Genomic DNA, 14,397 nt, shown 5'->3' with positions numbered 1-14,397 from the left:
GGTTTCATTCACAAGGCCGCTCGTCATCTACTTTCATGTCTTCGCCTTAGATATAAGTCGCAAGAAACTAATATATAACAATAATTCGATCTGCGAAAAACTGAGATAATAGTCAATTGAGCCAATTGTTCGAGAATCCCCGCGGGCTCGTTAGTGATTGCATCACCACGCAAAACACCATCTATTCTGCCCGTCAAACATCAGAACGTGAACAAGACATCATGGGCAGCAATTCAATGCAAATCGGCAAGGCCGCGCTTTGGATGACAGGGGCTATTGCCTCATTCTCATCCATGGCGATTGCCGGGCGTGAACTAAGCGTTACCCACGACACATTTGAAATCATGTTCTACCGCAGCCTCGTCGGGATCTGCATCGTCGCCTTTTTCCTTACTGTATCCCGCAAATGGCATCAGGTGACGACCAAGCGCCTTGATCTGCACGGGGTACGAAACGTGCTGCACTTTACCGGGCAGAACCTCTGGTTCTATGCGGTCACGGTCATTCCTCTTGCGCAGGTTTTCGCACTGGAGTTCACGCAGCCGATCTGGGTGATACTCCTCTCTCCGTTGTTGTTGAACGAACGGTTGACTGCCTTGCGGCTGACCTCGGCCTTGATCGGATTTGTCGGGATATTGATTGTGGCACAGCCGGGTGAGGCCTCACTTAGCCCCGGCGTAATAGCCGCCGCACTGTCGGCGATTCTCTTCGCATTGACGACAATTACAACGAAATCCCTCACGCGTATCGTCAGCATCGGCTGCATCATGTTCTGGTTAACCTTGATGCAAGCCGCGCTGGGTTTGGTCGCCTCAGCGATTGATGGGCAGGTGACATTGCCCAACGCGGATACCGTCCCATTCCTTTTGCTGGTGGGCGTGGCAGGTCTGTTTGCGCATTATTGCATCACCAATGCACTTGCGATCGCACCGGCGACAATCGTGGTACCCTTTGATTTCGCACGCCTTCCAACCATCGCGATATTGGGAATGATTCTCTATCATGAACCCCTGGATCAATGGACGTTATTGGGGGCGGCAGTCATTTTTGCTGGGATATTCCTAAACGTTTGGTCCGAAAATCGTAGTAAATCCGCAACACCCGCGCAGCGTGCTCATACAAAGTAACGCTCGGTCACCAGTTGACCAAATTTTAAAGTTTAAGACAGTAACTGACGGTAACAAGGCCGGATGCGCTTGATGGGATGAGCATTACCGGCCGTTGGACAGTGTAGGGAGGAATATATGAAACGATCGTTGTTTCACGCATGCGCGTTGTGCATCGGGGCAACCACCGCGCAGGCGGGCGGACTGGACCGTAGCGGTCAGGGCGTCAACATCCTGTTTGAAGAAGGCTCTGTCGTACAGTTTCGGTTGGGATACACCAAACCCGATGTCAGCGGATCGATGGAGGATCAGATCCCGGGCAGCCCAACATTTGGTGAAGAAGTCGACTCAGGCAATGTTACGAACAGCTTCTTCACGCCACATCTGGCCTACAAGACATCATTGACCGAAAAGCTCGATTTTGCACTGGTCTACGATCAGCCCTTTGGTGCGGATATCGACTATTCTTCGGATTACCCGCTATCACAGAATGTCTTAGGCTCCTCGCCTCCATTTCCGCCCGGCGCGAACCAGGATGTATTGAGGGCAAAGGCCGACACTGACGCTATTACAGCACTGCTTCGGTATAAATTGGATAGCGGATTCAGCGTAATTGGTGGTGTCCGGGCGCAACGGCTGAAAGCAAGCGTATCGGTACCAATCGCCGGAGCTAGCACAATGCCGTTTCCATCTGGCGGATACCGCGTTGAAACCGATGCCGAAATCGATTTCGGTTATGTGGTAGGTGTTGCTTGGGAGCGCCCCGATATCGCGGCCCGGGTCGCGCTAACGTACAACTCTAAGATCAAACATGATTTGTCACAGACCGAGTCTAATGACTCCTTGGCATTCAATCCATTCCCCGAAATTGCCCGGAACAGCGCAGATTCATCCACCGAGGTGGTAACACCTCAGTCCGTCAACCTCGACTTCCAGACGGGTGTTGCACCTAAAACTCTGCTGTTTGGTTCGGTGCGCTGGGTTGATTGGCCGCAAACTGTCTATGCGCCACCAGTGTATACTGGCCTAACCGGCATCAATCTTGTCGACTATGAAGAAGCGACATGGACTTATTCGCTTGGTCTCGGTTACCAATTCACTGATGAGTTCTCGGGCGCAGTAACGCTTGGCTACGAAACCTCTCAGGGGAACTCCGTATCGAACCTGGGACCGACAGATGGTTTCTGGAGCATCGGGCTGGGTGGTACATACTCACTTGAGAAAGCAAAAATCTCGGGCGGCGTGCGTTATACTGATATCGGTGACGCCACCGCAAACGGCACCGGGCCGGATAACCGCGCGACCTTTACCGGCAATAGCGCATGGAGCGTTGGCCTTCAGGTGACCTACGCATTGAATTGATCTCGGCACGATGATCAATCACCAAAGCCCTGCCTTTCAGGCGGGGCTTTTTTTGGCTAAGAACCACGCAGTCTGGATTAGTATCAGCGCCAATTCTCCAGGCGCATCAGAATTTCCAAGCTGCGTACCTTGCGATATTGAACACTTTCGCAATTGGCTATGTCAGCGCTCTGGCGATCCAACCGATGCGATTGACGCCGCCAGCGCCCCGTTTTAGCTAGGTCAAAACAAGGGACGGTGGACCATGATCTACAACTCGTCAAAGGACTGGCGCGAAGCTGCGCGTAAGAAAGTGTTGTTCTTCGGCATGTCCGGGTTGGGAAAATCCTATGTCTCGAACACCTTGCGAGATGCCGGGGATTGGTTCCACTACTCGATCGATTACCGGATCGGGACACGCTATATGGGCGAATACATCACAGACAACGCCAAGGCCGAAGCGATGAAGGTCCCCTTTCTGCGCGATCTGTTGTTGTCAGATTCGATCTATATAGGTTCGAACATTACGTTCGAGAACCTGACCCCGGTTTCAGCCTATTTGGGCAAACCTGGCAATCCTGAGTTGGGCGGCCTCGAAATCTCGGAATACCACACACGGCAGGAACAGTTCCGACTGGCCGAAATACACGCTCTGCTGGATACCAAGTATTTCATCGACCGTGCCCAGCGTCTTTACAGCTATCCGCACTTTATCTGCGATACGGGCGGGTCCATCTGCGAGTGGGCCGAACCCGATGATCCGAACGATCAGATACTGACTGAATTGTCAGGTCAGACGCTGATGATCTGGATCAAGGGCGACGAGGCGCATACGGAAGAGCTGATCAGGCGCTTTGATAAGGCGCCAAAACCGATGTCTTATCAGGCCGAGTTCTTAAAGCGTGTTTGGACTGAATACCTTGCCCTCAATGGCTGTTCGGGTGCCGAAGTTGATCCAGACGCTTTCATCCGCTGGACCTATGCGCAAGCGCTGGCGCATCGTCAGCCGCGATATGAGGCGATGGCGCGAAACTGGGGTGTCACGATCGCCGCCGACGATATTGCAAAGGTGCGTGACAGTGGTGATTTCGATGAGTTGATCGAGCGCACTCTTGAGACCCGAACCAACCCCGCCTAAGTTCCAAACTTCTTTCGCAGTTTCAACAGCGTGATAAAATGCCAATCAAAATCCCTTCCGACCTGCCTGCTTTTGATGTCCTGACAAATGAGGGCGTCATGGTCATGGCCGAAGATCAGGCCGCACGGCAGGATATTCGCCCTTTGCGGATCGGTCTGTTGAATCTGATGCCCAAGAAGATCCAAACCGAGAACCAGTTCGCGCGTCTGATCGGTGCTACGCCTTTGCAGATCGATCTGTCGCTGATCCGCATGACCGAACATCAGACCAAGAACACAGCAGCCGCGCATATGGCCGAGTTTTATCGGCCTTTTCAGGAGGTCAAGGACCAGAAGTTTGACGGCCTGATCATCACAGGTGCACCGATCGAGCATCTGGGCTTCACGGATGTCACATACTGGAATGAAATCCGTGAAGTGTTCGAGTGGACACAGACCAATGTGCATTCCACCTTCGGCGTTTGCTGGGGTGGCATGGCGATGATCAACCATTTCCATGACGTCGAGAAGCATATGTTGGATGCAAAGGCTTTCGGGTGTTTCCGGCACAGAAATCTTGCACCCGCATCGCCATTTTTGCGCGGGTTCTCTGATGATTGCGTAATTCCGGTCAGCCGCTGGACAGAGATGCGGCAATACGAGATCGACGCGGTGCCAGATTTGATCACGCTGCTTGGCAGCGATGATGTTGGCCCCTGCCTGATTGAAGACCCGGCGCATCGCGCGCTCTATATCTTCAACCACTTCGAGTATGACAGCGATACGCTCAAGCAGGAGTATGACCGCGACGTCGCAAATGGCACACCGATCAATGTCCCGATAAACTATTACCCGGAAGATGATCCAAGTCAGCAGCCGCAGAACCGGTGGCGCAGTCACGCGCATCTGCTTTATGGCAACTGGATCAACTCCATCTATCAGACAACCCCGTTTGATATGAATAAAATTGGCCAGTAAGTTCCTGATATCACTCGGCATCGCGCTTGTTGGCCTCGCTGTTGTCACCGCATGGCGCAGCGCACAACGTGAAAACAGCGCCGAGGCCTCGTTCCCGCCTGAAGGGCAGATCGTCGATGTTGATGGGGTTGCGGTGCATGCCGTAGTGATGGGTAAAGGCCCGGATGTCGTGTTGATTCACGGATCAAGCGGGAACACGCGCGATATGACCTTTGCGTTGGCACCCATCTTGGCTGAAAACTATCGCGTCATCGTATTTGACCGCCCGGGCCTAGGGTATTCAGAAAGCTTTAACCCGAACGGTGAAACCATTGTTGAGCAAGCAGAAATCCTGCAACAGGCTGCATCAAAACTTGGCGCCGAAAGACCAATTGTAGCCGGGCAAAGCTACGGTGGATCAGTCTCGCTGGCATGGGCAGTTACAAGGCCCGACAATATCTCAGCCCTCGTTCTAATCGCCCCTGCGGCAATCCCTTGGGAAACTCCGCTAGATGCGTTCAACACGGTCGGGGCGACAACAATAGGCGACGCTTTGGCTCTGCCCCTTGTCAGTGCGTTTGTTCCCGACTGGTATGTCACAAAGGCTTTGGACCAGGTGTTCGCCCCTCAAAAAGCACCTAAGGGGTATGCAGAGCATTTCGGGCCGGGTCTGACCATGCGCCGCGCTTCGATGCATGCAAATGCCAAACAACGCGCTAATCTTCTGGATGAAGTGACCGAACTTCAGCCCCGCTATGGCGAGATATCCGTACATACCGAAATCGTCCACGGGACAGCCGATACAACTGTGGGCCTGGGCTGGCATTCGGATAGGCTGGTCGAACAAATCCCCGGCGCTGAGCTGATCGAACTGGAAGGTATCGGACATATGCCGCAGGTCGTCGCAGCGCCGGAAGTAGCCGCCGCAATCGACCGCGCTGCCGAACGGGCAGGTTTGCGTTAAACCCATCCGTAATCCATAGTAAGTTATGGATTTTATGGTGAGGCCACACATGACCAAATCAGAACAGGGCGCTATCGAGAGCTTTTATCACAATGACGCGCCCAAGTCCGTTCGCACGGCCATTGAAGGCGCAAACAAAGGCGAAATTCTAAACCCTACCTACCCTTACCCAAAAAAGATGAAGAGCAAGGCCTACAATCAGCAGATGGAAGATCTGCAGATCGAGTTGGTCAAGATGCAAAGATGGGTAAAGGATACCAACCAACGTATCGCCATCCTGTTCGAGGGGCGCGACGCGGCCGGCAAGGGCGGAACAATCAAAAGATTTCGCGAAAACCTCAACCCTCGGGGAGCCCGCAACGTGGCGCTTAGCAAACCATCAGATGCAGAGCGCAGCCAGTGGTATTTTCAGCGCTATATCTCGCATTTGCCTTCTGCCAAAGAAATCGTGTTCTTTGATCGCAGCTGGTATAACCGAGGCGTTGTTGAGAACGTCTTTGGTTTTTGCACAAATCAAGAGCGTGAGCGGTTCTTCAGGCAGGTTCTTCCCTTGGAGAACGGGTTCAAGAACGACGGCATTCACATGTTCAAGTTCTGGCTGAACGTCGGGCGCGCCGAGCAGTTGAACCGCTTTCTGGCCCGTGAAACCGATCTGCTGAAACAATGGAAGCTCAGCCCGATTGACATAGCGGGTCTGCACAAGTGGGAGGAATACAGCCAATCCATTGCCGAAACATTGACACGCAGCCATTCTGAAGATTGCCCCTGGACCATCATCAGATCCGATGACAAGAAACGCGCCCGGCTGGCCGCCATTCGCACCGTGCTAAACGGATTGGACTATGATGGAAAAAATTTCGACGTGGTCGGCACTCCAGATGAAAAGATCTGTGGCGGGCCGGAAATTTGGGATGCCTGAGCGCGAGATGGGGCAAAACACGAACTGCGCTGGATTAGGTCTTGGCCTGTGCATATATACCCGTAAACGCACTTGAGGACGGGATGACAAAGCGCGGATATCACCACGGAAATCTGAAACAGGCCCTGATCGAGGCAGCCCTGTCTCTGATCGAACAAAAAGGCCCGACCGGGTTTACCTTGTCCGAGGCTGCCAAGACAGCCGGTGTGACCCCCGCTGCGGTCTACAGGCACTATCAGGGTCGCGAGGATCTGATCGCAGAAGCAGCACGCCAAGGGTTCGAGATGTTCGCTGACCTGATGCAATTTGCCTATGACAAAGGGCAACCTTCGGCACTTGCGGCGTTCGAGGCCACCGGACGCGCCTATCTTGCCTTCGCCCGCAAACACCCCGGACACTATATCGCGATGTTCGAAAGTGGGATTTCCGTTAACCGGACGCCTGAATTGGCGCTTGCGTCTAATCGCGCAAAGAACGTGCTGGAAAAAGCGGCAAGTGACCTGTCGCAGCATATTCCACCGGAAAAACGCCCACCCGCATCGATGTTCAGTGCCCATATCTGGGCCATGAGTCATGGGGTTGTTGAACTTTATGCACGCAATACTGGTGCAAGCTCTCCCTTCCCGCCGGAGGATCTGCTGGAGAGCGGTATTGGTATCTACCTGCGTGGTCTGGGATTGGTCGCCCAGGACGATTAACACCCGCCAGACTTTATGCTGGTCAGTCCTCTGGAAGATCTGCCTCGCCGCTATTCAGCGACACCCCGGCTGCCTTCATTGCGTTGACAAGCGCATCAACCGGTTGCGGTTCTTTGAATGCGCGTCTTTTCAAGGCTTCCAACGGAAAACCAGGCCAGGTCTTTTTGTACAGGTTGGCGAGGCGACGCGCCTCGATCTGTTCCCCGTTATTCCAGCGTGCTGCCATCAGATAGGCCGCAGAAATCGGCCCAAAGGGTCCACCGCGCGCGATGGTGTCTTCGTATGTCCGGATCGCGGCGGCAAAATCCCCAGTGTGAAACTGCGCCGCCCCAAGCACGTTGCCAAATACGAGCCCACCACTGCTCTGCGCCAGTTTTTCGTAGCGCTCAGATTCCGAAAGGATATGGGTGAATTTCAAGGTATAGAGTGAAATTAGCGCATCAAATTCAGCGATATGCGGATCGTTTGGTGCGATATTCACTGCCCTGCGAGACAAAGCAGTGGCTTTGTCATAATTTCCCAGCCCGAATTCCAGCCAAGCGCGCGATGACAACGCCCATGCCGCATCAGGTTCCAACTCCAATGCATAGGCGCTATTTTCATCTGCAGTGGCCAGCATTTCTTCAGCGGCGGGGTCTGTAAACTGAAGAATGGCCAGCATGGTTTCAACCTGAGCAGCCCCGGCGTACCCGCAATAATAGTGCGGATCACGTTCAATCGCTGTTTCAAAGATCAACAACGCGGGTTTCAGGCGCGGTAGATTGACGACCGGAAACATCACATCCCGTCCAGCGCTGCACAGGTTCATCGCTTCAACCCGCGCCGGAGAAACATCATAGATCGTCGTCTGCTCGGCGCCGATACCGCTTGATGAGGGTCTCTTCGCAAGGAACGTCGCCGCAAATCCCCCTACCCCGATGAGGATCGCGGAAACGATCAATGCCACCGGAATGCGCCACAGCTTTTTTGATTTCCGACGTTGGTCGGAACCCGCTTCGAATTCGGGTGCATAACCACCGAGGGGCAGTGATATTACAATCGGGTCGGACGCCCCGGCACTGCCATAGTACGCCTTCAGCTTTCGCCGGACCCGCCCCGCGTCCACACGCACGACGCCTTCGCGCTTTGTCAGCTCATCAGCGCTGTAGCCATAAACATCCATGGCGATTGTTTTGGCGCGAATTTCATCGGTCCGACCAGCAAGAGCCTCTTCGACAACGTAGGTCAGGAATGAACGCATCCGGGCGGACCCTTTGAACCCGGCCGAGCCCAACACGCGCACCAGTGCATCGCGCACCTCGTCAGGTGAAACGTTGCGTGTATCGCCAACCCGTTTTTCGCTCTCCTCGTCCGTCAAAAACTATCCTTTCGCGACAAGGGTTTGACCCTGCGATGCTACGGTAGCATGCGGCTTAATACGTTCAAGAAAATTTCGTTGGGGCGCATGCTGATTGGGCAACAGCTTTTGAAGGTGCTGCATATGAACGAGGATGAATTCTTTGACGCACAGTTCCCGGACAAGGCCCCCTTACTGCGAATTTTGCGCACCCAAGACACAGAATTCGACCGGATCTGCTTGGACTATCAAGAGATATTTGTCGCGCTCTCTCATTCGTCCCCACCAGGTGCTACCCGACAATTTCGATACCTCGCTGATCTGGCAGAGACCCTTTCAGATTTGCGCAGCAGTATCGAAACAAGAATTTCTGAACATCAGACAACACCAATAGACGTGCCGAATCCGGAGTATTGAAATGAAACTTAAATACATCCTGCCCTCGCTGATCCTGACAGCAGGTTCTGCCTTCGCCCAGCAAGATCCAATCAAACACGATGGCGAGTTCGAATTCTTACGCGCCCAATTCGGTGAGGTTTGGGATGCGCAGGATGTTGAAATCGAAGCGAGACTGGCTGCAATTCGTGACGCCAATGGGGGCAAGCCGCCCAATGTTCTGTACATTCTGATCGACGATGTAAGTTTTGGTCAGATGGGTGATCGCAAGATGAACTATGTCATGGGCATTGAGACACCGAGCATCAACCAATTGGCGACCGAAGGCCTGTCGTTGATGCGCATGTATACCGAACCGTCCTGCACACCGACACGCACTGCGATGCTTACCGGACGACACCCGGTTCGCGCTGGCGTAACAGAAGTGAAAGTGGCGCTGGTGGGCGAAGGCCTTCCGGCGACCGAAGTGACACTACCCGAAATACTGAAAGAAGTTGGCTACAATACCGTTCATATCGGCAAGTGGCATCAAGGTGACATCGAAGAATCCTACCCCCACAATCAGGGTTTCGACTGGGCTGCCTTTCCGTTGCATCAACAGGTTCAGCTGAGCCTCATGACCCCCGAGTCAATGCGCGCGAACACGATGCTCGGGTACATACCTGAGGGGCAAAACAACCAGTTTCTGCTGGATGAGCGTTTCAAACCCTATGGGCTGGTAACCGGAGTCGAGGCTGAGGCAGGCGGTACCGCCCACGAAGTGGACATGTCGCCGGGCGAAATCTGGAACCAGGCCAAGTACGTCGACATGAACGAGCGTTACCAGCGTCAGGCTTTGGACCAGCTTGAACGTGTCGCCGCCGCTGACGAACCGTTCTTTCTGCAATACTGGCCCCTCTACCCTTTGAATTTTGTCTATCCGGATCAGGCGATCTCTCGCAACGGCGGGTTTCATGCGGACAAACTGCAGCTGCTGGATGGTTGGATCGGAGATCTGCTGACCAAACTGGAGGAGACCGGCGAAGCCGATAACACGATCGTGGTCCTGATGGCTGACAACGGATTGATGTATCATTACGAGGGCACGTCAGGCCTCAACCAGCTCATATATCGTGGGGGCAAGACCCAGCATCTTGAAGGTGGCGTGCGTACCGATGCCTTCATCCGTTGGCCTGGGGTGATCGAGGCAGGCAGCGCCGCCGGTGATATCTTCCATGTCTCGGATATCTTCACCACCATGGCCCGGATTGCAGGCGCAACTGATCACATCCCCCGCGACCGCGTCATCGACGGAATTGACCAAACCTCACTTCTTCTGAATGGCGAAGGCAATGGTCGACGCGACTATGTATATGTTTATGAGGGGCCTGTTCTGCGTTCTGTGGTCAAGCAGGAATTCAAAATGCACCTGCCAGCCCCGGGCCAACCGGGTGCGGCGGCTCCGACCTACAATATTTATCGCGACCCGCGTGAACAGCACCCCTTGGTCGGTTACTCGTTATGGGCCGGGGCCTCGTTTCAGGACATGGTCAAACGTCATCAAAAGATGATTGCGAAGTACCCGCATGCTGAGATCGGACGAGGTATTCCCTATGAAGGCATCGACAACCTGCGCCCGGAAACCGAGCTGACCCGTGAAGTGTTCATGAGTTGGCAGCAATGAACGCCACGGAAAAACTTGTTTAAATATGATAATGTTTCAATATGAGAGTATCGATGGCTGTAATTCCCAGTCATCAAGCACATGACCGGGGGACATGGGATGAAGATTTCAGGGGTATTGGCTCTTTCTGTCAGCCTTGCTGCAAGCGCGGTGCTTGCGCAACAGGACCCAATCCAGCACGATGCCGAGTTTTATATTTTGCAAGCCCAGCGGGCCGAACAATGGGCCCAGGATGATGCGGCGGTCGATGAAGCCCTGACCGCATTTCGAGAGAACAACAACGGCAACCCGCCGAACATCATCAGCGTTCTGATCGACGATCTGGGATTTGGTGACATGGGAATACCCGAGTTGAATGCCGTCCGGGGTTATGAGACGCCCAATATCAATGATTTCTCTGATGAAGCGATGCGCATGGTTCGGATGTATACCGAACCATCCTGCACCCCGACCCGCGTCGCCCAGATGACCGGGCGGCTGCCTGTCCGTATGGGAATGGGCAACACGCAAGTTGATATCGCCGGGGAAGGTCTTCCAGGGGAAGAGGTTACGCTGGCGGAAGTTCTAAAGCAGGCTGGATATTCCACCAGCCACGTTGGCAAATGGCACATGGGGGATATTTCAGAAAGCTGGGCAATGAATCAGGGGTTCGATTATGCCCAACATGCAATCCATCAACAGGGGCAACTAACGATCTTCCATGATGACGCGATCAAGGAACAGGTTTCGGTGGCTATTCGGGACTACGACGATAAGTACACCATCGACCAGTGGTTCCGTCCTGATGCCTCAGCCATGATGACCGTCATCGAGGGCGAAGCTGGCGGCCCAATCCATGAAATCCGAATGGAACCTGGCGAACGCTGGAACGCGGCCAAGTATGACGAGATGAACCAAGCCTTCCAGGACAAGACCATGGAGGAATTGGAGCGTTTGGCTGGCGGGGAAGAACCGTTCTTCCTGCAATACTGGCCCATGATCCCTCTGGACAACACACGAACCGGCAGAACGGGTCCCAAAAGCGCTAACGGCGGACTTTATGTCGACAAGATGCAGTTGTTGGATCAATGGCTTGGTGATCTGTTCACCAGAATTGACGAGCTCGGCTTAGCTGAGAATACAATCGTTATCGTAATGGGCGACAACGGCCATTTCACCAAATACTCACCGCAATCAGGGTTCACTCCGATGATCTTTCGTGGCGGTAAAGCCGACACCACCGAAGGCGGTGTGCGGGTCGATGCCTTTATCCGGTGGCCCGGCATGATCACAGCAGATGGCCTTCTCAATAGCATCATCCACATCTCCGATCTCTATACAACATTGGCTCGCTTCGCCGATGCCGATCAGTTTGTCCCACGCGATCGCCTGATTGATGGCGTGGATCAATCTGCTGCATTGCTTTTCGACGACGAAGCAAAATCGCGCCGCGACCACGTGATCATCTATTCAGACAAAAAACCCGAAGCCGTCGTCAAAGATCAACTCAAACTCATCTTGCCGCCACCCGGCAAGAACCCCATCGCCGCCAAATTCTTTGACTTGTATCGTGACACTCGCGAAGAATTTTCAGTCTCAACCGAGGTTGGCGCCTGGGGCGGTCAGGAGTTTGTGCGAATTCTAGGCCGACACATGGCCCGGAAAGAGAAATATCCAGATAGCCCGCCGGCCTATGGCGTGCCCTATGAAGGGATCGAAAACACGCGCCCAGAATCGCAACAAGCGGTTGAGGCGTTCCTGATCAAACGCCAAGCCCCGCAGCAATAACACCGGTAACGGCAGTGACGCACCAAGCCATTAGGATCAACACATGATTGGAATACTCCTCTTTGCACTGGGTCTGATCGGATCACTTGGGATCGGCTTTGTCTATTTCCGAGACCTTGGCGACGTGTCGCAGATGCTGTTGAAAGTGAAGCGCGCGAATATGGTGCGTTTTATCCGCAATGAATACCGCCTGATCACCATCGGGTTGGGCGCGTTTGCCATCGCGACGCTTGCACATTTTGCGTTAGGGGCTGGGCCGTTCTGGCTGTGGCTGGTGGCAGCGGTACTCGTCCTTCTTCTTTATGGGTTCCCTTATGTCTGGGTCCATCTGGGCCTGAGAAACCAACTGAATACTGCGCAGTATTTTCCCATCAGCGAGGCCCGCAAATATGTCGGGCCGACAGCGCCCGTTATGGTGATCGACAATAACGGTCACGCCCGCGCGCATCCTGACGCACAGATCATGCGACCACATCTTGCAGGTGATAACGAAGGGCTCGGCGGTGAGGACGTCGTGATGACTTACTGCGCCATGGCCAATCTCGGTCAAGGGTACTCTCCTCGAATCGAGGGCAAAAGGCTGAACCTTGAGGTTCTCGCACAGCACGGCAACAACCTGATTTTGCGCGATAACGAGACCGGCGAGCCCATCCAGCACATATACGGCTTTCGCGAAGCGGATCGGGATCCAAGCGCAGATGGCCTCGCCTGCCCTCTTAGGCCCGAGGCGCAGATGAAACCGTGGCCCACCTATCGGATGACATTTCGCGGTTTCCAGAAGGCCTACCCGGAGGGTGAGGTGTTTTTGAACAAACCATCACCGAACCCACTGCTGCGACTGTTGGATATGATGACCGAGATCACCTTTGGCTGGGGTATCGGTCGTCAACATCAAGAAGACGCTCCGGTGATGGACAACATGGACCGCTCGGATGACCGATTGCCGAACAAGACATATGTCTGGGGTATCACGATCGGGCAGGATGCCGCCTGTTGGACGGATGATTTCGTTGTCGAAAACGACTGGATCATCAACGCCAATGTTGGTGGACGGGATGTCGTCGTCAGTCTTGATCCAAAATATGAAAGCTTGGGTGTCTGGTATAACGACAGCGGTCACCCTATTACGCAATGCGACTTTTGGGGAAAAACTGATCAGGGCCAACTGCACAGGGTCGAAACACTGCGCGCAGGTGTATTTTGGCATGTCTGGTCCGAGTTCTTTCCAAGCACGGATGTCAACCGGGTTGGCGATGGTTCGGGCACTGCCCAAAAAGTGGTGGCGTGAATTGCAAATACGAATGTGTTCAGCCGGGTTGGCAGAGCGCGACTACGAAATATCGAAACAGATTTTTGGCGGAGAGTTAAGTATGGGTGCGACAATGAGGTGGAAAGAACTGGCCCTCGGGCTCACATCGGCGGTTTCTATGGCACCAGTGGCCTTGGCCCAACAGTCGGATTGGTCGTATGAGGCCTCAATCTATCTGTTCATGCCGGAAACGGAAACGTCCCTGAGCACTCCAATGGGCACACTGGACGGCACGCTGAGCTTTTCCGACGCGTTGGATAATCTCGATTTTGCCTTCATGGGCGCATTTTCCGCCACCAATGGGCGATGGTCATTGGTGGCCGACTATAACTATACCGATCTGTCTTTCAGCAGCGATACGCCCGGGCCTGCGAGCTCGGGCTTGGACACCTCATTCACAACTCAATTCCTTAGCGGTTATGTGGGCTACCGGGTCTATGACGATCAGGCTGCGAATGTAGATATCGTTGGCGGGTTCAGGTGGTTCAGCACTGAAACCGAATTTGAACTTCAACCCGGCGCAGCCCCGGGCCGCCGAACAACCGTGGACTCAAGCTGGACTGACCCTGTGATTGGCGCGCGCGCACGTATCGCATTCTCGGACAAATGGTCAGGCACCGGGTTTGTCGACTATGGCGGCTTTCGCAGCGGCAGCGAAACATGGCAGGTGCTGTTGACAGCGGATTATGCAATCAACGAACGCTGGCTGATCCGCGGCGGATACCGCTATATTTCGTTTGATCACGACATCGACGGCAACGATTTCAAGTTTGATCAATCCGGCCCACTGTTGGGCGCAACTTACCGCTTCTGATCGACACATAC

13 protein-coding genes are annotated in these 14,397 nt (G+C 54.0%); 12 read left to right on the top strand and 1 reads right to left on the bottom strand.

What is annotated here, in order from left to right:
* The first annotated feature begins 236 nt into the window (after positions 1–236).
* The 7 genes from Q1B46_RS11110 to Q1B46_RS11080 all read left to right on the top strand — a co-directional run bounded on the left by Q1B46_RS11110 (position 237) and on the right by Q1B46_RS11080 (position 7,101).
* A complete protein-coding gene (locus Q1B46_RS11110) occupies positions 237–1,127 on the top strand; it encodes an EamA family transporter (protein ID WP_299947935.1) in 891 nt (296 codons plus the stop codon).
* A 117-nt stretch (positions 1,128–1,244) separates the two neighbouring features.
* A complete protein-coding gene (locus tag Q1B46_RS11105) occupies positions 1,245–2,468 on the top strand; it encodes an outer membrane protein transport protein (RefSeq protein ID WP_299947934.1) in 1,224 nt (407 codons plus the stop codon).
* Between the two features lie 244 nt (positions 2,469–2,712).
* Entirely contained in the window at positions 2,713–3,585 is an 873-nt protein-coding gene (locus tag Q1B46_RS11100) for an ATPase (protein ID WP_299947933.1), read from the top strand.
* Positions 3,586–3,623: 38 nt separating this feature from the next.
* Positions 3,624–4,541, top strand: coding sequence for a homoserine O-succinyltransferase (metA, locus tag Q1B46_RS11095; RefSeq protein ID WP_299947931.1), 918 nt, complete (start codon positions 3,624–3,626; stop codon positions 4,539–4,541).
* A complete protein-coding gene (locus Q1B46_RS11090) occupies positions 4,531–5,484 on the top strand; it encodes an alpha/beta hydrolase (protein WP_299947929.1) in 954 nt (317 codons plus the stop codon). Before metA ends, Q1B46_RS11090 begins: the two co-directional genes overlap by 11 nt.
* A gap of 49 nt (positions 5,485–5,533) precedes the next feature.
* Positions 5,534–6,403, top strand: coding sequence for a polyphosphate kinase 2 (gene ppk2 / locus Q1B46_RS11085; RefSeq protein WP_299947927.1), 870 nt, complete (start codon positions 5,534–5,536; stop codon positions 6,401–6,403).
* An 83-nt stretch (positions 6,404–6,486) separates the two neighbouring features.
* Positions 6,487–7,101, top strand: coding sequence for a TetR/AcrR family transcriptional regulator (locus tag Q1B46_RS11080; RefSeq protein ID WP_299663457.1), 615 nt, complete (start codon positions 6,487–6,489; stop codon positions 7,099–7,101).
* A gap of 22 nt (positions 7,102–7,123) precedes the next feature.
* On the opposite strand, the gene Q1B46_RS11075 is transcribed toward Q1B46_RS11080, so the two are convergent.
* Positions 7,124–8,458: an adenylate cyclase gene (locus Q1B46_RS11075; RefSeq protein WP_299947925.1), complete on the bottom strand. Its 1,335-nt coding sequence runs from the start codon at positions 8,456–8,458 to the stop codon at positions 7,124–7,126.
* A 123-nt stretch (positions 8,459–8,581) separates the two neighbouring features.
* Between Q1B46_RS11075 and Q1B46_RS11070 the strand changes: the two genes are divergently transcribed.
* The 5 genes from Q1B46_RS11070 to Q1B46_RS11050 all read left to right on the top strand — a co-directional run bounded on the left by Q1B46_RS11070 (position 8,582) and on the right by Q1B46_RS11050 (position 14,386).
* Entirely contained in the window at positions 8,582–8,854 is a 273-nt protein-coding gene (locus Q1B46_RS11070) for a hypothetical protein (protein ID WP_299947923.1), read from the top strand.
* 1 nt (position 8,855) lies between these two features.
* A complete protein-coding gene (locus Q1B46_RS11065) occupies positions 8,856–10,496 on the top strand; it encodes a sulfatase-like hydrolase/transferase (protein ID WP_299947921.1) in 1,641 nt (546 codons plus the stop codon).
* Positions 10,497–10,595: 99 nt separating this feature from the next.
* Complete coding sequence (locus tag Q1B46_RS11060) at positions 10,596–12,263, top strand: sulfatase-like hydrolase/transferase (protein ID WP_299947919.1); 1,668 nt, start codon at positions 10,596–10,598, stop codon at positions 12,261–12,263.
* A 43-nt stretch (positions 12,264–12,306) separates the two neighbouring features.
* A complete protein-coding gene (locus tag Q1B46_RS11055; protein WP_299947917.1) occupies positions 12,307–13,551 on the top strand; it encodes a DUF3179 domain-containing (seleno)protein in 1,245 nt (414 codons plus the stop codon).
* An 82-nt stretch (positions 13,552–13,633) separates the two neighbouring features.
* Positions 13,634–14,386: a porin family protein gene (locus Q1B46_RS11050; protein WP_299947915.1), complete on the top strand. Its 753-nt coding sequence runs from the start codon at positions 13,634–13,636 to the stop codon at positions 14,384–14,386.
* Positions 14,387–14,397: the final 11 nt, after the last annotated feature.

Source organism: uncultured Ruegeria sp., from assembly GCF_947500045.1.
Taxonomy (GTDB): Bacteria; Pseudomonadota; Alphaproteobacteria; order Rhodobacterales; family Rhodobacteraceae; genus Ruegeria.
This window is presented reverse-complemented; position numbering and strand designations above follow the sequence as displayed.